Consider the following 17,827-nt stretch of genomic DNA (forward strand, 5'->3'; position numbering starts at 1 on the left):
GGGTGGCGAGGTCATGCAGCCGCTATGTCTTGGGGTTCGAAACTGTCGGCCCGGGCCATTTGCCACATCCGCGAATAGAACTCGCCGTTCACTTCACCGGTCAGCAACTCGCCCGGTTTGAGGAACACATGCAGTTGTGAGAACAGCTTGATCTCGGTCGCCGACATGCGTCGCACCAGGTGCTTGGCCGACAGCTGCGACGGATGATCGAGGCCGGCGGCAGCGAGCATTTCCGCCAGAGCCTTGAGGGTGTTGCGGTGGAAGTTGAACACGCGCTGGGCCTTGTCCGGCACCACCAGCGCGCGCTGGCGCAGGGTGTCCTGAGTGGCGACGCCGGTCGGGCATTTGTTGGTGTGGCAGCTCTGAGACTGGATGCAGCCAATGGCGAACATGAAGCCGCGCGCCGAGTTGGCCCAGTCGGCACCGATGGCCAGCACGCTGGCGATGTCGAAGGCGCTGACGATCTTGCCGCTGGCGCCGAGTTTGATCTTGTCCCGCAGGTTCAGCCCCACCAGGGTGTTGTGCACGAACAACAGGCCTTCGCGCATCGGCACACCGATGTGGTCGGTGAACTCCACAGGCGCCGCGCCGGTGCCGCCTTCCTTGCCGTCGACGACGATGAAGTCCGGGAGGATGCCTGTTTCCAGCATGGCCTTGGCGATGCCCATGAACTCCCACGGATGGCCGAGGCAGAACTTGAAGCCCACCGGTTTGCCGCCGGACAACTCACGCAGTTGCGCGATGAAATGCATCATTTCGATCGGCGTGGAAAACGCAGTGTGGCGCGACGGTGACACGCAGTCCTCGCCCATCAGGATGCCGCGGGTCTCGGCGATTTCCCGTGTGACCTTGTGCTTGGGCAGGATACCGCCGTGGCCGGGCTTGGCGCCCTGGCTCATCTTGATTTCGATCATCCGCACCTGCGGCGTCCGGGCTTGAGCCGCGAAGCGTTCCGGGTCGAAGTGGCCGTCGCTGGTGCGGCAGCCGAAGTAGCCGCTGCCCAGCTCCCAGGTCAGGTCGCCACCGTTTTCCCGGTGATAGGGGCTGATGCTGCCTTCGCCGGTGTCATGGGCGAAGTTACCGAGCCTTGCGCCCTGGTTCAAGGCGCGGATGGCGTTGGCGCTGAGGGATCCGAAACTCATGGCCGAGATATTGAACACCGACGCCGAATAGGGCTGGGTGCACTGCGGGCCGCCGACGGTGACGCGAAAACTGCTCGGGTCGCTCAAGGGCGCCGGGCGCATGGAGTGGCCGATGAATTCGAAGCCTGATTGATACACATCGATCAGCGTGCCGAAGGGTTTGTCGGCGGTTTCATTCTTGGCCCGGGAATAGACCAGCGAGCGCTGGGCCCGGGAGAAGGGCAGGGCGTCGCTGTCGGATTCGAGCAGGTACTGGCGGATTTCCGGGCGGATGCCTTCGACCAGATAGCGGATGTTGCCGAGGATCGGGTAATTGCGGCGCACGGCGTGCGGGCTTTGCAGCAGATCGAACAGACCGATCAGGCTGAGGACAGCGGTGACGGCGGTGATCGGCCAGAGCCAGTCGTATTCAAGAAACGGCAGGCTGGCGAGGGTGAAAATCACGCAGACGGCAAAGAAGGCGTAACGGCTCAGGAGTGACAGGCTCATACGGTTTCCTTGGGTTCGGACTCAATATTGTGGCTAAAACACAAAACACTGTAGGAGCGAGCCTGCTCGCGAAGGCGGCGGTGCAGTCGACATCGATGTTGGCTGACATACCGCTATCGCGAGCAGGCTCGCTCCTACAGAAAAGCTGTCAGGCATTTTGTGCCTGGAGAAAAATCGAAAACAGCTCGGACTGGGATTTGATCCCCAGCTTGCTGTACATGTGTTTCTTGTGAACTTTCACGGTTTCGACCGAGATTTCCAGCTTACGGGCGATTTCTTTACTGGAGCAACCGCTGAGCATCAAACGCCCGACATCCAGCTCCCGGGCCGTCAACTGCGCGCCTTTGAGCTGCTGCACCGAGGCTTCCAGCTGAACCCGCCAGTCGGCTTGCGGCGGGGTGGGGGCCAGAGCCACGACTTCGTTGATTTCATAGGGTAGACGCTGGCGCAACAGGCCGAGTACCCACGGTTGGATCAGCGACAACAAGGCGATCTGCTGGCCGCTGAAGCGTTGCTTGCTGCCCAGGGACAGGCACAACGTGCGGTCGCCTTCGAGCTGACAATTGAACTGGATTTCATCGGCCACCACATTCAGACGAAAGTAGCGCTGGTAATACTCGGTCAGCTCGAAGTGCTCCGGGGCCACTTCCGACAGGCGATACAGCCCGGTGCGCGACTGTTCGCGGCAGGCGATGTAGAAGGGATCGAGCAGGTACAGGCCGCGCAGGTAATCCTGGAACAACTGGTCGGGGCTGCCGTCTTCGCCGGGGCATTCGGCGAACACCTGCGGGCGCTGATCGGCGCTGAAAAGCAGCGCCACCCAGCTGTCGAAAGGCACGTACTGGTCCAGCAACCGGACAAGCTGAGTCCAGAAATTGGGCTTGTCCAGGGCGTCGATCAGTTGCCCCACCGAACGGTGCCAGGCGATGTCGTCCAGCGAGAGTGTCATGCATCTACCCCTATCGTGTTACCCCGGCGGCGTAATTCCCCGCCCGGTTGCTTGCTGCGCATACTGGCGCACAGACACCGACCGGGCAATCTTTCTGCCGCCCGGCCCATGACAAGGAATACCCATGAAGGTCGAACTCGCCCAATTGGCAGGCCGTGACAACGACACGGCCTACAACCTCGAACGCACCCTGGCGGCGATGGCTGCGTGCGCAGCCGACACGCAGCTGATCCTGTTCCCCGAAGGCCACTTGATGGGCTTCCCTTCGGCGCAGTCCGTGGCGGATGTGGCCGAGGCGCTGGATGGCCCGTCCGTCAGTGCGGTGATCGCCGCCGCACGCCAGCGCAATATCGCCGTGGCCATCGGCATGGCCGAGAACGACAACGGCCGTTTCTACAACACCACGCTGCTGATCACCCCTGAAGGCATCGCGCTGAAGTACCGCAAGACGCACTTGTGGGCCTCGGATCGCGGTGTCTACGAGGCGGGCGATCGCTACGCCACCTGCCTGTGGAACGGCGTACGCGTGGGCCTGCTGATTTGCTACGACATCGAATTCCCCGAAAGCGCCCGCGCCCTGGCGCAACTGGGGGCCGAACTGTTGATTGTCACCAACGGCAACATGGACCCGTACGGCCCGACCCACCGCACCGCGATCATGGCCCGCGCCCAGGAAAACCAGGCGTTTGCGCTGATGGTCAACCGGGTGGAAGCAGGTGACGGTGGTTTGCTGTTTGCCGGCGGCAGCGCATTGGTCGATCCGCTGGGCACCCTGTTGTTCGAAGCCGGACGCGAGGAAGGGCAGTTTGCGGTCGAGCTGGACCTGAACCAGCTGACGGCGGCGCGCCAGGATTATCGCTATCTGGATGATCAGCGGCTGAAGTTGCCGGGGGAGGTGATTGAACAGGCCTCTGGATTGCGGGAGTTGCTGATTCCTGCGCGTTGATCCGGGTTCTGTGCTGGCTGGGCTGACGCCTTCGCGAGCAGGCTCGCTCCCACAGGGGGCTCCAGTGGATTGAGATTTTGTGATCGACACAAATCCTGTGGGAGCGAGCCTGCTCGCGATGAGGCCCTCCCGGACGACACACCTGCCTGACCAAAGAACAACAACGAAACACCTGTAACTTGCGCCGAACTCGGCTCTGCCATAAATCCAATAAAATCCGGAGTAGTCGCTCATGGCTCGTTTGCAACGCACCCTGTCACTGGGGTCGGTGGTGCTGTTTGGCATCGCCTACATGACGCCGATCATTGTGCTCGGCACCTTTGGCATCCTTGCTCAATCCACCGCCGGCATGGTGCCGGCCGCGTACCTCGCGGCGCTGGTGGCGATGTTCTTCACCGCCATGAGCTACGGGCGCATGGCCTCGGCGTTCCCGGTGGCCGGCTCGGCCTACAGCTATGTGCGCAAGGCCATCAGCCCGAAACTCGGGTTCATCGCCGGTTGGGCGGTGCTGCTCGATTACCTGTTCCTGCCGATGGCGATCTGGCTGATCGGCGCGGCCTACCTCAACTCCGCTTTCCCGGCGGTGCCGCAGTGGGTTTGGGTACTGGCGTTCATCGGCATCACCAGCGCGATCAACATCGTCGGCCTGAAACTGGCCAACGGCATCAACGCCTTGTTGATGCTGGTGCAGTTCCTGGTGCTGATCGCCTTCGTCGCGTTGTGCGTGCATTACGTCGGCGGTGATGGGAGCACGCCGTTGTGGTCGATCAAGCCGTTCTTCAATGGCGACATGCAAATGCCGCTGATCATGAGCGGCGCGGCCATCGCCTGTTACTCGTTCCTGGGCTTCGACGCCGTCAGTACCCTGACCGAAGAAACCCGCGATCCACGCCGCACCATCCCGCGGGCGATCATGCTGATCACTTTGATCGGCGGGCTTGTTTTCGTCGGCGTATCGTACTTCGTACAGATTGCTCATCCGTCGTTCCAGTTCGCCAGCGTCGATTCGGCGGCCTATGAAATTGCCCGCAACATCGGTGGCGACCTGTTCGTCTCGATCTTCCTGATCGGCCTGATCGTCGGCCAGTTCGCCTCGGGCCTGTCAGCCCAGGCCAGCGGGTCGCGACTGCTGTACGCCATGGGCCGCGACGGCGTACTGCCGAAGTCGTTTTTCGGCACCTTGCACGAACGCTTCGGCACGCCGATCAACAGCATCCTGCTGTGCGCGGTGGTGGCTTTGCTGGCACTGAAACTGGACGTCACCACCTCGACCTCGTTCATCAACTTCGGCGCATTCCTGGCCTTTAGCCTGGTCAACCTGTCGGTGATCTTCCATTACTGGATCGGTGGCGAAAACAAAGGTCTGCGCGAATTCGTGCTGTTCCTGCTGTTCCCGTTCATCGGCCTGGCGGCGGATTTGTGGCTGATGGTCAGCCTCGATCACCTGGCGGTTTATCTGGGGTTGAGCTGGCTGGCGATCGGCGTGGTGTACCTGGCGGTGTTGACCGGCGGGTTCCGTCGGCAGCCGCCGGAAATGGATTTCCAGGAAGCGCTCTGAGGCGCCGTCAGGCGGCCGGTCGGGTCTGGCGTAGCGGCAGTTGTACGCGAAACGTCGTACCGGCCCCCAGTTCGCTGCTCACCGAAATATCGCCACCGTGTTTTTTCACAATGCCATAGGACAGGGACAGGCCCAGCCCTGTCCCTTGGCCCACCGGTTTTGTGGTGAAAAACGGATCGAAGATCTTTGGCAGGGTGTCGGGCGCGATACCTGATCCTGTATCGGCGATTTCGATCCACGCCGTCTCGCCTTGCGTCCCGGTACGAAGGGTGATGGTGCCGCGTTCGGGGCCCATGGCCTGCGCGGCGTTGACCACGAGGTTCATGATGACCTGGTTGATTTGCGACGGCAGGCACTCGATTTCCGGCAGCACCTGATAGTCCTTGACCACATCGGCCTTGTACTTGAGTTCGCTGGCGACGATGTTCAGTGTCGACTCGATGCCCTGTTGCAGATTGGCCCATTGCCATTCCTGACTGTTGTCGACCCGGGAGAAATCTTTCAGGTCCCTGACGATCTGCCCGACCCGGCTGATGCCTTCCTTCGATTCCTTGATCAACAGCGGCACGTCCTCGCGCAGATACTCAAGTTCGATCTGCTCGCGCATGTGCTCCAGTTGCAGAGCGGTCGGGCTGCCCGCCAGAACCTGTTCAGCGCTGTGGTAGGCGTCGAGCATGGTCAGCAATTGCTGAAAGTAACCGTCCAGGGTGCCAAGGTTGGAGGAGATGAACCCGATCGGATTGTTGATCTCATGCGCGACACCGGCCGCCAGTTGGCCCAGCGAAGCGAGCTTTTCCGACTGCACCAACTGGCCTTCCAGTTGCTTGCGCTCGTCGATTTCCCGCTGCAAGGCCTCACTGGCCTGCTTGAACTGGGCGGTGCGCTGATCCACCAGGTGTTCCAGGTGATGCATCTGCAGCGAGGCCCGTTCGGTCATTTCCCATTTGGTCAGCAAGGTGTTGGCCATCTGCTGGACCTCGATGTTGTCGAACGGTTTCTTCAGGATCAGCAGCCGGTCATGGGCATTCAGGCGATTGAGCAGATCGTCCCAGGAATAATCGGAGTAGGCGGTACAGACCACTACCTGCAGTTGCGGATCCTGCTGCCACAGGTGTTCGATGGTTTTTGCCCCGTCCCAGCCGTCGGGCATACGCATGTCGACAAACGCCAGCGCGTAGGGGCGTTGTTCCTGTAGCGCGCGGTTGAGTTTGCCCAGGCCTTCTTCGCCACCATAGGCCGAATCCAGTTCGAACATCGGGCGCTCGGGTTGGGCCTGTTCGCCAAACAATGCGGCCTCCATCTCGTCGAGTTCTGCCGAGTGAGCCTGGGGCGGGGCGAGGATCTTGCGAAAATCGTCGTGGATCGACGGCATGTCGTCGATCAACAGAATGCGGCGGTTCGAGAGCTCACTCATGCGTTCTCCGTTACGGTGATCAGCGGTATCTGCAAGGTAAACAACGCGCCCAGGCCCGGGCCATCGCTGTGGGCGGTGAGGTGGCCGTTCATCTCGATGGCCGCCAGCGCGCAGCTGTGCAGGCCGAAACCATGACCTTCCTTGCGGGTGGTGAAACCGTGGGCAAAGATCCGCGTCATGTTTTCCGGGGCGATACCTTCGCCATCATCCCTGACGCTGATTTCCAGGAAAGTGTCGTCGACGATTCGCACACCGAGGGTCATTTCCCTTGAGCGGTTGCTGAGGTCGGACATTGCGTACTTGGCATTGCTGATCAGATTGATCAGGATCAGCAGCAAGCGGTGCTTGTCCCCCATCACCTGAGGCACCTCGCTGTATTCCTTGATCACCGTGACGTGATGCCGGGTCAGCGCACCGGCATTCATGCGCAGTGCGTCTTCGAGCAGTTCGCTGATGTACAGCGGTTCGGTGATGCTGTTGGCCCCGGCGTAGGATTGCTGGGTGGCAACGATGTCCTTGATATGGTCGACGCTCTTGCTCATCTGCCCCAGTTCGTCGGTCATCTCCTGCTGTTCCTGGGCGATGGCGCCGACCAGTTGATTGAGATAACCGGGCAGTAGCTTGCCCTTTTCGTCCTCGGTCAGGAAACGGCCAAGATCCTCCGGGTGGCCGTTGATCAGTTGCATTGCCTTGCCCAGTCCGAGGGTCTTGCTGCTGCGAAGCTTTCGCGCGATCAGGTCGGCAGAGATGTTCACGCTATTGAGCACGTTGCCGACGTTGTGCAGCACGTTGGTCGCGATTTCGGCCATGCCGGCCTGGCGTGCGGTGGCGAGCAATTCGCTCTGGGCATTCCTGAGCTCGCGGGTACGTTCCTCGACCCGCTGTTCGAGCACGTCGTTGGCGGTTTGCAGAGCGCTGTTGACCCGATTGATCTCGGCGAAGCTGCGGATCAGGCGAAAGGCCAGCCACATCAGCAGCAACACCAGCAGGCCGGAAAACGCCAGCAGGTAGAAATGGTATTTCTTGTCGATTTTCTCGGCCCGTTGCTGATCCTGGTTGAGCATGTTGGTGATGTCGTCCAGACGATCCGCCACGGGAACCTCTTCGATGTCTTCGAGCAAAGCGTTGACAAGCGGCTGCTCGCGCAGGATCAGGGCGACGTGATTGCTGAGGATCCTGATCGGGGTATGAAACTCCCCAGGCAAGCGTTGCGCGTTCACCGCCAGTTTGCTCAGCCCCACCTGAATGTCGGCGGCTTTGTCGACGGAGGTGACCTGGGCGAACTCCAGGGCACTGAGCAACAGGTCATAGGTATCGGTGGCGATGTTTTGCACTTGCAGCTTGTCGAGGTCAGGCAGGTCGGCCAGTTGCGCCTGGATGTCGTCCTCGGCGGTGGGCAGGAAGGCCAGCGAGTTGCGCAGTAAGGCGTTGTGCGACTTGAACTGCTCCACCAGGCGGGTCTTTTCCTGCATCGTCTGCAGAAAAGCCTCGTGGGCGTCGTTCCATTGCTGTGACTCGTTGCGCCCATGACCTGACTCCATGGTATCGAACTGCTCCCATAGCCGGTTCATCTCGTTCATTGGCGAAACCAGAGGGTCGTAGTTATGCGAAATCGCCACCCGGGCCTTGAGGACCTCGTTTTCCCACTGGGCGTCCTGCTGTTTCATCAGGCGGATCAGATCCCGGGATTCCGAGTAGTTCACGGTCTGTTCCGAGTTGGATTTGAAGTACAGAAAAACCAGGGTCGAGGCCAGGAGCACGGCGACGAGCGCGAGTAACAGCAGGCTGAAGCGGCGTGACAGCTTTATCATGACTTACCCTTCCATTCGCCGGTCAGGGTCTTGAGAAACTTCACAATCAGCGCTTTGTCTTCAGCGCTCGGCATGCGTCCCAACTGATACTGGAACATGACGTCCACGGCTCTTTCGAGGGTGGGCGCCGAGCCGTCGTGAAAGTAGGGGGCGGTCAGGGCGACATTGCGCAGGCTCGGGACCTTGAACACCGAGCGGTCCGCTTCGTCACCGGTAATGTTGAACCGTCCCTGGTCGGCGGCGGTCGGGTTGCCGCGATCGGCGATGTAATCACCGAACACCCCGAACTTCTGGAACATGTTGCCACCGATGTTCACGCCCTGATGACAGGCGATGCAGCCGTAGTCCTTGAAGCGCTGATAGCCGTATTTCTCGTCGAGGGTCAGGATGCTCGTATTGCCCAGCAGGTATTGATCGAAACGGGATCCGGGTGTCAGCAGGGTGCGCTCGTAGGCGGCCAGTGCGCTCTGTATGTTGGCCTTGGTCACTGCATTCGGGTACGCCGCGCTGAAGCCTGCGCGGTAGTCTGAATCCTCGTTGATCCGCTGGACGATGGTGTTCCAGTCGCTGCCCATTTCGTGGGGACTGGTAATGACGATGTTGCTTTGCGCCTCGAGCGTTTCGACGCGGCCGTCCCAGAATTGGCGAAAGTTGAGGCTGGCGTTGAACACTGTCGGCGTGTTGATCGATACCGGTTGTCCATCGAAGCCGAGGGACAGTGCGCGGGTGTCCGCTCCGCTCTTGTCCAGTTGATGACAACTGGCGCAGGACAGGGTGTTGTTGACCGACAGGCGCGGATCACTGAAGAGCTTGCGACCGAGTTCAACCTGACCGGGGTTCTGTTTCGGTATCTCGGGCAAGGGTTTGAGCGGTTCGTCCAGCGGCGCGGCACCGGCGATTGCACTGAACCCGTAAAGCAGGATCGCAAGGGAGCGGGGGACAAGGGACATGGGCCATCGTCTCGCGAATTTACCGCCGGACTGTCGTTTCTGCCTGTTCATGATTCGTCTCGCTGTTCTGCCCAGCCAACGGCCAGCAGCCGCGCAAAAGCGTCTGCCGGCAGGGCCTTGCTGAAGTAGAAACCCTGGCCTTCCTCACATTGATGGGCCTTGAGAAACGCCAGTTGCTCCTCGGTCTCGACGCCTTCGGCGATGACATTCAGATCGAGGCTCTTGCCCAGACTGATGATCGCGCTGACCAGGGCGGCATCGTTGGTGTCATTGCTCAAACCATGAATGAACGACTGATCGATTTTCAGCACATCGATGGGGAACCGGCGCAGATAGCTCAAGCTGGAATATCCGGTCCCGAAGTCATCGATGGCCAGCCGCACCCCCAGCGTCTTCAGTCGGTTCAGCGCGGTCATGGTCGTCTCGACGTTCTGCATCAGTACACCTTCGGTGATCTCCAGTTCCAGCAGGCAGGGGGGCATTCCCGTCTGTTCGAGTATCTGTTCGATGCCTTCGACGAAATCACGTTGACGAAAGTCGATGGCCGATGTGTTGACCGACATGCGGATCGCCGGCAGTCCGGCCGCTTGCCAGAGCCGTGTCTGGCGACAGGCTTCGGCCAATACCCACTTGCTCAATGGCACGATCAGACCGCTGTCTTCGGCCACGGGGATGAACTCGGACGGATAGACCAGGCCATGCCCGGGTTTTTGCCAACGCACCAGCGCCTCCGCACCGACTACCCGTCCGCTGCTCAGTTCGATTTTCGGTTGGTAGTGCAGGACGAATTCGTGCCTTTGCAGGGCCTGACGAATGCCCGATTCGATGCTCTGCTGCTCCCTGGCACGCTGGTTCATGGCTTCGATGAAGAAACCGATGTCGTTCGGACCGCTTTCCTTGATGTGGCGCATGGCGGATTCGGCTTTTTTGATCAGATCAATGGCCTCGAACCCGTCATCGGGGTAAACGCTGATGCCCAGACTGGCGGTGATGCTGATCTCCTGGCCGGCGATCGACTGTGGGCTGCGCACGGCACTCAGCAATTTTTCGGCGATGCCGCGGGTCTGCTGGGGGTGGTTGATGTCGCTGAGGATCACCACGAATTCGTCGGCGCCATAGCGAAAGACCGAATCGGACTCTCGCACGTACTTGAGCAGTTGTTGCCCGACCCGTTTGAGCATTTCGTCCCCTGCCGGGTGGCCCAGAGCGTTGTTGATGCGCTTGAATCGGTCCAGCCCGAGAAACATCACCACCAGATGCTTGTCATGGCGTCGGCAAGTGGCCAGCGACTGGCTCAGGCGATCACCCAGCAATGTGCTGTTGGGCAACCCTGTAAGGGCGTCGTACTGCAGCAGGTGCGATACCTTGAGCAGTTCGTGTACCCGTGCCTCGATGGTCTGCTCAAGGCTCAACAACTTCAGCGCCGCGTCCTGTGCCAACTGCCATTTCCAGGTCAGGGCGTTGGCCATCTGGCGGATTTCCAGGATGTCGAAAGGCTTTTTCAGAATCAGCAACTGGTCACCGAACTGCAGTCGTTCGGCCACGGCTTCCCAGCTGTAGTCGGAATAAGCGGTGCACAAGGCAATTTGCAGGTTCGGGTCGGCATTCCACAGGTGTTCGATGGTTTCCAGGCCGTCCCAGCCGGGCGGCATACGCATGTCGATAAACGCCAGGGCGTAGGGGTGGCCATCGGCTAGTGCGCGTTCGACCAACGCCAGGGCTTCTTTGCCCTGGTAGGCGGAGTCGAGCTGGAAGTTGAGGCGCGATGATTGCCGAGTCCCGAACAGCGAATGCTCGAGACTGTTCAGATCTGCTTCGGAGCCGGTATCCGGGGTGAGGATCTTGCGAAAATCGGCATGGATCGCCGGTGTGTCATCGATGATGAGAATACGTCGGTTGGTCTGGGGGGAAAGTGTTTTCATCCCTCATCCTCCCTGAGGGACGGAGGAGCGATGCTGCCGTCCTTGAGCAATCGGGCCGCTTGTTCAGGATTCACGGCCTCGCTGAAGTAGAGGCCTTGTGCGCTTGATAGCGGGGCGGCTGACTCTGGCGTGCGGGGCCGATCCGACGGCTGGACACCTTCGGTAATGATGCCGATTCCCAGGTCCCGGGCGAAGTTGACGATTGCCCGCAGGCTGTTGGCGCCAGCCGCATCCTGGGTCGCGCCGTCGATAAAGGATTGGTTGAGCTTCAGGTGATTGACCCGGTAGGTTTTCAGGTAATCGAATGATGAATATTCGGTGCCGAAATCATCGATGGCGATTTTTACCCCCAGCTCACGCAGCCGTGGCAGTACATCGTTTTGAGTCCACTTGGTTTGCGCCAGAGTCGCTTCGGTCACGTCGAAACGCAGGTCCCAGGGGGCGAGCTCCCATCGCGCAGTGGTGCGCAGCACGTCGTAAATGAGCTCCGGACCACTCTTTAGCTGCGCCAGGGACAGTTTGATCGCCATCACGGGGGGTGCCATTCCCTCGTTACGCCACAGGCTCATCTGCCGGCAGGCCTGGTTCAGCACCCAGCGTCCGAGAGGGATGATGGCGCCGGTCTTTTCCGCCGCGGGCACGAAAGCCGGCGCCTGCAGTTCGCCGCGCAGGGGATGGCACCAGCGCACTTGCGCTTCCATGCCCAGGATCCTGCCGCTGTGCATATCCACTTCCGGAACGTAATGCAGCGCCAGTTCATCGCGCTCGATGGCCGTCATCAAGTCATTGGCGATGGTCATGCGCTCGGCCACCTCCTGAGTGATCTCCTGTGAGTGGAAGTGATATTGGTTGCGGCCCATTTCCTTGGAACGGTACAGCGCCATGTCCGCCTGGCTCAGCAGGCTGTCGGCGTCGAGGCAGGCGACGCCGTAGCTGCTGATGCCGATGCTGACTGAAATATGCAGGGCATTGCCGGCGAGGTTGTACGGCGTTAGCAGCGCATCGCGGATATTGGCTGCCATGGCGGCGGACTGGGTCGGGTCGCTGACGTCCAGTTGCAGGATCGCGAACTCGTCCCCGCCCAGGCGTGCGACCACATCGTTTTCCCGCACGCCGGATTTGATGCGCCGGGCCACTTCCTGCAACAACAGATCACCCACCGGATGGCCGAGGGTGTCGTTGATCCGCTTGAAGTGATCCAGGTCCAGATAAAATACCGCGAATGCCTCTGCGCCTCGACGTGCGGCAGCAAAGGCCTGATGCAGGCGTTCGATCAGGGTGGCGCGATTGGCCAGGCCGGTGAGCCCGTCGGTGCGGGCGAGCAGGGCCATTTTTTCTTCGGCCAGCCGGCGTTCGGTAATGTCGAGAATGATCCCCTCGACTTCCAGCAGGCGACCGTCATGGTCGCGTACGGGAATGTAGCGGTTCTCCACCCAGCGCCATGTACCCTGGCCGGTGCGCAGGCGAAACTCAATCGAGGCGCCCAGCGCATGGCGGTCCAGCACCCGGGCCATGGCCGCATCGACACTGGCCTGGTCTTCCGGGTGGATCAACTGCTGGGCCCAGTTGGCCGAACTCACCAGATCGGCGGCGACGTGTCCGTAGCGGGTGATGTTATGGGAAATGTACATCAGCGGAAACGACGGTTCGCCACGCAACCGGTAAAGGATCGTCGGGCTGTTCTGCACGATGATATTGGCGTCGGACAGTTCCCGGGTACGCTCCTGGACCGCCTGTTCCAGCAGGTTCATCTTGAGCGCGGCATCTTCGGTCATCTGCCATTTGACCGTGAGTGCGCTGGCCATCTGGCGTATCTCGATGGCGTCGAAGGGCTTTTTCAGAATCAGCAGGCGGTCGTTCAGCGCCAGCCGTTGGTCGATGTCCTCCCAGGAATAGTCGGAGTAGGCGGTGCACAGCGCCACCTGCAATTTGGGATCGACCTGCCATAACCGTTCGATGGTCTCCAGGCCATCCCAGCCAGGTGGCATGCGCATATCGATGAAAGCCATTGCATAGGGACGATCATCGGCCAGGGCGGCTTCGAGCTTGTCCAGGGCTTCGCGGCCCTGAAACGCCGAGTCCAGTTCAAAGTGTTGAGTCTGCGTGGGGGACTGGGTGCCGAACAGGAGGTTTTCGGTTTGTCCCAGGCTGTCGTCCTCGGCAATGCCGGGGCTGAGTATTTTGGCGAAATCGGCATGAATCGACGCGGTGTCGTCGACAATGAGGACGCGGCGATTGATTTGCGGCGGCCGGATATTCATTGATCGGCACCCGCCGGGGTACACGCGTTCAACTTCGGGAGCATCCTTTTCCCCTCCACACGTCTGCACACAGGCCGGTTGTATCGTCCAGTGTGCTGAGCATAGTTGCCAGTTCGTCATTTTGCCTGTCGGGTTCAAGCGGTGATTTGCGCCCATGGCGGAAAAATCATCTAGCCTGTCACTCAAGCAAGGGCAAGAAAGGACGTAGGCCCGCGCCAACTGACACATTCACGGTTCACTTGAGGCCATGCCATGGAAGAGCAGTCCGCCCCGCCTTTGCCCCGTCGACCCAAGGTGTTGCTGGTCGATGACGAGGAATCGATCCTCAGCAGCTTGCGCCGCCTGTTGCGCGGCCAACCCTACGATGTGCTGCTGGCCGGCAGTGGCGCGCAGGCGCTGGAAATCATGGCGCAGCAGCCGGTGGATCTGGTGATGAGCGATGCACGCATGCCCAATATGGACGGTGCCACGTTGCTGGCGCATGTCCATCGGCTCTATCCGCAGACCACGCGGATCATGCTGACCGGGCACGTCGACCCGTCGGCGATCATCAAGGCCATCAACGAGGGGCAGATTCACCGCTACATCAGCAAACCCTGGAATGACGACGAAATGCTCCTGACCCTGCGCCAGGCCCTGGAGCACCAGCACTCGGAGCGTGAACGCCAGCGCCTGGAACAATTGACCCGGGTGCAGAACGATCAGCTCAAGCTGCTCAACAGCACACTGGAAAAACATGTCGCCGCCCGCACCGCTGAATTGCAGCAGACTGCCGACATGCTCGACCTGGCTTACGAGGAGCTCAAGCACAGCTATGTCACCGGCACCGAAGTGTTCTCGCTGCTGGCCAACCTGCGCCTGCCACCGACCAAGCAGACCAACCGGCAGATCATCGAACTGTTGCGCGGCTACTGTACGAAACATGGGCTGGATGAAGCCGCCAGCCGCGACCTGACCATGGCGGCCGCGTTGTACAACATCGGCAAGCTGAGCTGGTCCGACAGCATGATGGTCACCCCTTCGGATCTGCTGAGGCACACTGACCGCGACCGCTATCGTGGCTATCCGAAGCAGAGTGAATCGCTGCTGATGACCCTGGATCCGTTGAAGGACGCGGCGCAGTTGATTCTGCACCATCAGGAACGCTGGGACGGCAGCGGTTTCCCCGACCGGCTCAAGGGCAATGCCATTCCGTTCGGCTCGCGATTGCTGAAGCTGGCGGTCGACTTCGTCGAGTTGCAGCGCGGATTGATTCTCGAACGACAGATGAACAGCGACGAAGCGCTGCTCTACCTGCGCCAGTACGCCGGGCGGCTTTACGATCCTGATCTGCTCGAGGATTTCATTCAGGTCTGCGTCACGTTCGTGAGCGATATCGCTCAGGCCGATCCGCAGGTCAAGGTCCTGACTACCCGCGAGCTGACGGCCGGAATGCTGCTGGCGCGCAATCTCAACGCCGACAACGGCATGCTCCTGCTCAATGCCGGAAAGGTGTTGAACGGCCCGCTGGTGGAAAAACTGATCGCGTTCGAAGCCATGGAAGGCGGCAAGTACAGGATTTTCGTGAAGGTCCCGCAGGATACGCCGCAGGTGCTTCAGGCCAAGGCATGACGGCGGACGGTCGGACATGGGATCCTTGTGATTTCCATCAGGGTCCATGGCTGACACATGACATCTGCATCCACTGTTTCACCGCACATTATCCATATCGCCGCCGCCCTGCTGATCGGCCCTGATGGCCGCACACTGTTGGTGCGCAAGCGCGGCACCATGGCGTTCATGCAGCCGGGTGGCAAGATCGAGCCCCATGAGTTGCCGGTCCACGCCCTGGCCCGGGAGCTGGAAGAAGAGCTGGGTCTGGGCATCGACCCGGCGCAGGCCGCTTACCTCGGTCACTTCTCGGCACCGGCCGCCAACGAGCCGGGCTTTGTCGTACACGCCGAGATTTTTCAGCTGCACATCGATGTCGACGTGACGCCCGCGGCAGAGATCGAAGAAGTGATCTGGATCGATCCGGCCACCGACGGCGGTGTCAGCCTGGCACCATTGACACGGGACCTGATCCTGCCGTTTTATCGAGCGTCGCTGACCGCGATCGCCTGATCATTACGCAAAGGACCTCGCCCATGATCCCGCTTCAAGACCTGCTGATTTTTGCTGCTGCCGCGTTGCTGATGGTACTGACACCGGGGCCGAACATGATCTACCTGATCTCCCGTTCGATCTGCCAGGGTCGCAAGGCCGGGGTGATTTCGTTGCTTGGGGTGGTTGCGGGATTCTTCGTGCACCTGTTTGCCGCCGCAGCCGGTTTGACCGCGGTGTTCCTGGCCGTGCCGATGGCCTATGAGGTGTTGAAGTGGGCCGGTGCGTTGTACCTGTTGTGGCTGGCCTGGCAGGCGATCAAGCCCGGTGCGCGCTCGCCGTTCGAGGCGCAGCAGTTGCCCCCGGATTCGTCGCGCAAGTTGATCACCATGGGCTTTCTGACCAGCGCCCTGAACCCGAAAATCGCGGTGTTCTATCTGTCGGTGTTTCCGCAGTTCATCACGCCGGAGCACGGCTCGGTGTTCAGCCAGAGCGTCATCCTCGGCCTGACCCAGATCAGCGTCAGTTTCTGCGTCAACCTGTTGATCGCCATGTTTGCCGCGGGCATCGCCTCGTGGTTCGTCAACAACCCGACCTGGCTGGCGATGCAGCGCTATTTCATGGGCTTCGTGTTGTCGGCGCTGGCGCTGCGGCTGATGCTTGAGCAAAAACGGATGGCTTGAGGATGTGGATCGAACGACTGGATGCCAGCCATGCCCTGGACTACCGGGCGCTCATGCTTGAGGCCTACGACCTGCACCCGCAGGCCTTCACCTCGAGCGTGCGTGAGCGGGCGGTAATGCCGCTGAGCTGGTGGGAGTCGCGCCTGAGCGGCAAGCTGGACGTGGTGTTCGGGGCGTTCGAAGAAGGCCGGTTGGCGGGCATCGTCGGCCTCGCATTCGAGTCTCGGGAAAAGGCCCGGCACAAGGTGACGTTGTTTGGCATGTATGTTTCACCGACGGTCCGCCAGCGCGGGCTCGGCTATCAACTGGTTCAGGCGGCATTGGCCGAGGCGCAGAACGATGCGGGTTTGCGCCTGATCCAGTTGACCGTCACCGCCGGCAATGATGCCGCGTTCAACCTCTACCAGCGCTGCGGTTTCGTCCAGTTCGGACTTGAGCCGATGGCGGTGCGGGTGGGGGAGGATTACTTCGACAAGATCCACATGTGGCGTGAGCTCTAAGGATCACCAGGATCCCTGTAGGAGCGAGCCTGCTCGCGATGGCGGCGTGTCAGTCAATGCAGATATTGAATGTCAGACCGCTATCGCGAGCAGGCTCACTCCTACAGGGATTTTTGTTGCTCTATCGAACGGCGCTGACACCATCGAGCGTCGAAAACGACGTGTCCTTGGCCGTCAGCAAGAAGTCACGCATGTACGGCGCATCGAGCATGTCGGCGCGGATCGCCGCATACAGTGTGGCGAACAAACCTTTCTCACCCAGCCGCTTGGCTTTCACATAGCCTCGCGAGCTGTATTCATGCAGTGCCCAATGGGGCATGCCGCACACGCCGCGTCCGCTGGCCACCAATTGCATCATCATCACCGTCAGTTCCGAGGTGCGGACCTGGGCCGGTTCGATGTCGGCGGGTTCGAGGAAACGGGTGAAAATGTCCAGTCGATCCCGTTCCACCGGGTAGGTGATCAAGGTTTCCGGGAGCAAGTCTTCGGGAACGATATAGGCCTTGCCGGCCAGGCGGTGCTGGTTGGCCACCGCGAGCATCGCTTCATAAGTGAACAACGGTACATAGGTGATCCCGGCCAGGTCCACCGGATCGGAGGTCACCACCAGGTCCAGATCGCCGCGGGCCAGGGCCGGCAGCGGGGCGAAGGAGAACCCCGAGGCCAGGTCCAGCTCGACTTCCGGCCAGGCGTCGCGGAACTGGTCGATGGTCGGCATCAGCCACTGGAAGCAACTGTGGCACTCGATGGCCATGTGCAAACGACCGGCGGTGCCACCGGCCAGGCGACTGATGTCGCGTTCGGCGGCGCGCAGCAGCGGCAGGGTGGCGTCGGCCAGTTGCAGCAGGCGCAAACCGGCGCTGGTGAAGCGCACCGGTTTGGTCTTGCGCACGAACAGTGGCATGCCCATGCGCTCCTCCAGCTCCTTGAACTGGTGGGACAGGGCCGATTGGGTCAGGTGCAGGCGATCGGCCGCATCCACCAGGCTGTCGGCTTCGCGCAAGGCGTGCAGGGTCTTGAGGTGACGGATTTCAAGCACCGGAGGCTCCATGAGGAAAACTTGTCGACAAATCGAAAAGGTTGAGTTTGTCTCATGTTGAAGCCGCTGTCGACCACAAGC

Annotated in this window: 14 protein-coding genes; 6 read left to right on the top strand and 8 right to left on the bottom strand. The window is 60.7% G+C overall.

Features of this window, described 5'->3' with window-relative positions; genetic code table 11:
- Positions 1–11 precede the first annotated feature (11 nt).
- Both AC3ITA_RS05285 and AC3ITA_RS05290 read right to left on the bottom strand, forming a co-directional pair.
- Positions 12–1,631, bottom strand: coding sequence for an FMN-binding glutamate synthase family protein (locus AC3ITA_RS05285; protein WP_414929138.1), 1,620 nt, complete (start codon positions 1,629–1,631; stop codon positions 12–14).
- A 148-nt stretch (positions 1,632–1,779) separates the two neighbouring features.
- Positions 1,780–2,580, bottom strand: coding sequence for a helix-turn-helix transcriptional regulator (locus tag AC3ITA_RS05290; RefSeq protein ID WP_150673004.1), 801 nt, complete (start codon positions 2,578–2,580; stop codon positions 1,780–1,782).
- A gap of 124 nt (positions 2,581–2,704) precedes the next feature.
- Between AC3ITA_RS05290 and AC3ITA_RS05295 the strand changes: the two genes are divergently transcribed.
- Positions 2,705–3,526: a carbon-nitrogen hydrolase family protein gene (locus AC3ITA_RS05295; protein WP_489279680.1), complete on the top strand. Its 822-nt coding sequence runs from the start codon at positions 2,705–2,707 to the stop codon at positions 3,524–3,526.
- Between the two features lie 232 nt (positions 3,527–3,758).
- Complete coding sequence (locus AC3ITA_RS05300; protein ID WP_414929139.1) at positions 3,759–5,084, top strand: APC family permease; 1,326 nt, start codon at positions 3,759–3,761, stop codon at positions 5,082–5,084.
- A 7-nt stretch (positions 5,085–5,091) separates the two neighbouring features.
- On the opposite strand, the gene AC3ITA_RS05305 is transcribed toward AC3ITA_RS05300, so the two are convergent.
- The 5 genes from AC3ITA_RS05305 to AC3ITA_RS05325 are packed head-to-tail and all read right to left on the bottom strand — an operon-like array spanning position 5,092 to position 13,442.
- Positions 5,092–6,498, bottom strand: coding sequence for an ATP-binding protein (locus AC3ITA_RS05305; RefSeq protein ID WP_095943100.1), 1,407 nt, complete (start codon positions 6,496–6,498; stop codon positions 5,092–5,094).
- Entirely contained in the window at positions 6,495–8,309 is a 1,815-nt protein-coding gene (locus tag AC3ITA_RS05310) for a DAHL domain-containing protein (RefSeq protein ID WP_489279682.1), read from the bottom strand. Before AC3ITA_RS05310 ends, AC3ITA_RS05305 begins: the two co-directional genes overlap by 4 nt.
- A complete protein-coding gene (locus AC3ITA_RS05315; RefSeq protein ID WP_414929141.1) occupies positions 8,306–9,259 on the bottom strand; it encodes a cytochrome-c peroxidase in 954 nt (317 codons plus the stop codon). The genes AC3ITA_RS05310 and AC3ITA_RS05315 overlap by 4 nt, the downstream gene beginning before the upstream one ends.
- A 47-nt stretch (positions 9,260–9,306) precedes the next feature.
- Positions 9,307–11,181 carry a putative bifunctional diguanylate cyclase/phosphodiesterase gene (locus AC3ITA_RS05320; protein ID WP_489279683.1) on the bottom strand — a complete coding sequence of 625 codons (1,875 nt, stop codon included), beginning with the start codon at positions 11,179–11,181 and terminating at the stop codon, positions 9,307–9,309.
- Positions 11,178–13,442, bottom strand: coding sequence for a GGDEF/EAL domain-containing response regulator (locus AC3ITA_RS05325; RefSeq protein ID WP_150673008.1), 2,265 nt, complete (start codon positions 13,440–13,442; stop codon positions 11,178–11,180). The genes AC3ITA_RS05320 and AC3ITA_RS05325 overlap by 4 nt, the downstream gene beginning before the upstream one ends.
- A gap of 252 nt (positions 13,443–13,694) precedes the next feature.
- On the opposite strand from AC3ITA_RS05325, the gene nosR reads away from it, so the two are divergent.
- The 4 genes from nosR to AC3ITA_RS05345 are packed head-to-tail and all read left to right on the top strand — an operon-like array spanning position 13,695 to position 16,707.
- Positions 13,695–15,053 carry a response regulator c-di-GMP phosphodiesterase, NosR family gene (gene nosR, locus AC3ITA_RS05330; RefSeq protein ID WP_095943105.1) on the top strand — a complete coding sequence of 453 codons (1,359 nt, stop codon included), beginning with the start codon at positions 13,695–13,697 and terminating at the stop codon, positions 15,051–15,053.
- Positions 15,054–15,110: 57 nt separating this feature from the next.
- Positions 15,111–15,545, top strand: coding sequence for an NUDIX hydrolase (locus tag AC3ITA_RS05335; protein WP_489279686.1), 435 nt, complete (start codon positions 15,111–15,113; stop codon positions 15,543–15,545).
- 23 nt (positions 15,546–15,568) lie between these two features.
- Positions 15,569–16,207, top strand: a complete 639-nt coding sequence (locus AC3ITA_RS05340; protein ID WP_095943107.1) for a LysE family translocator — start codon at positions 15,569–15,571, stop codon at positions 16,205–16,207.
- A gap of 2 nt (positions 16,208–16,209) precedes the next feature.
- Positions 16,210–16,707, top strand: a complete 498-nt coding sequence (locus tag AC3ITA_RS05345) for a GNAT family N-acetyltransferase (RefSeq protein WP_489279688.1) — start codon at positions 16,210–16,212, stop codon at positions 16,705–16,707.
- 121 nt (positions 16,708–16,828) lie between these two features.
- Here the strand turns inward: AC3ITA_RS05345 and metR are convergent, their stop codons facing one another.
- The gene (gene metR, locus AC3ITA_RS05350) at positions 16,829–17,746 is read right to left on the bottom strand and encodes a transcriptional regulator MetR (protein ID WP_008021042.1); all 918 of its coding nucleotides are present in this window, start codon (positions 17,744–17,746) and stop codon (positions 16,829–16,831) included.
- Positions 17,747–17,827 lie beyond the last annotated feature (81 nt).

The organism is Pseudomonas sp. GL_090 (assembly GCF_057837765.1).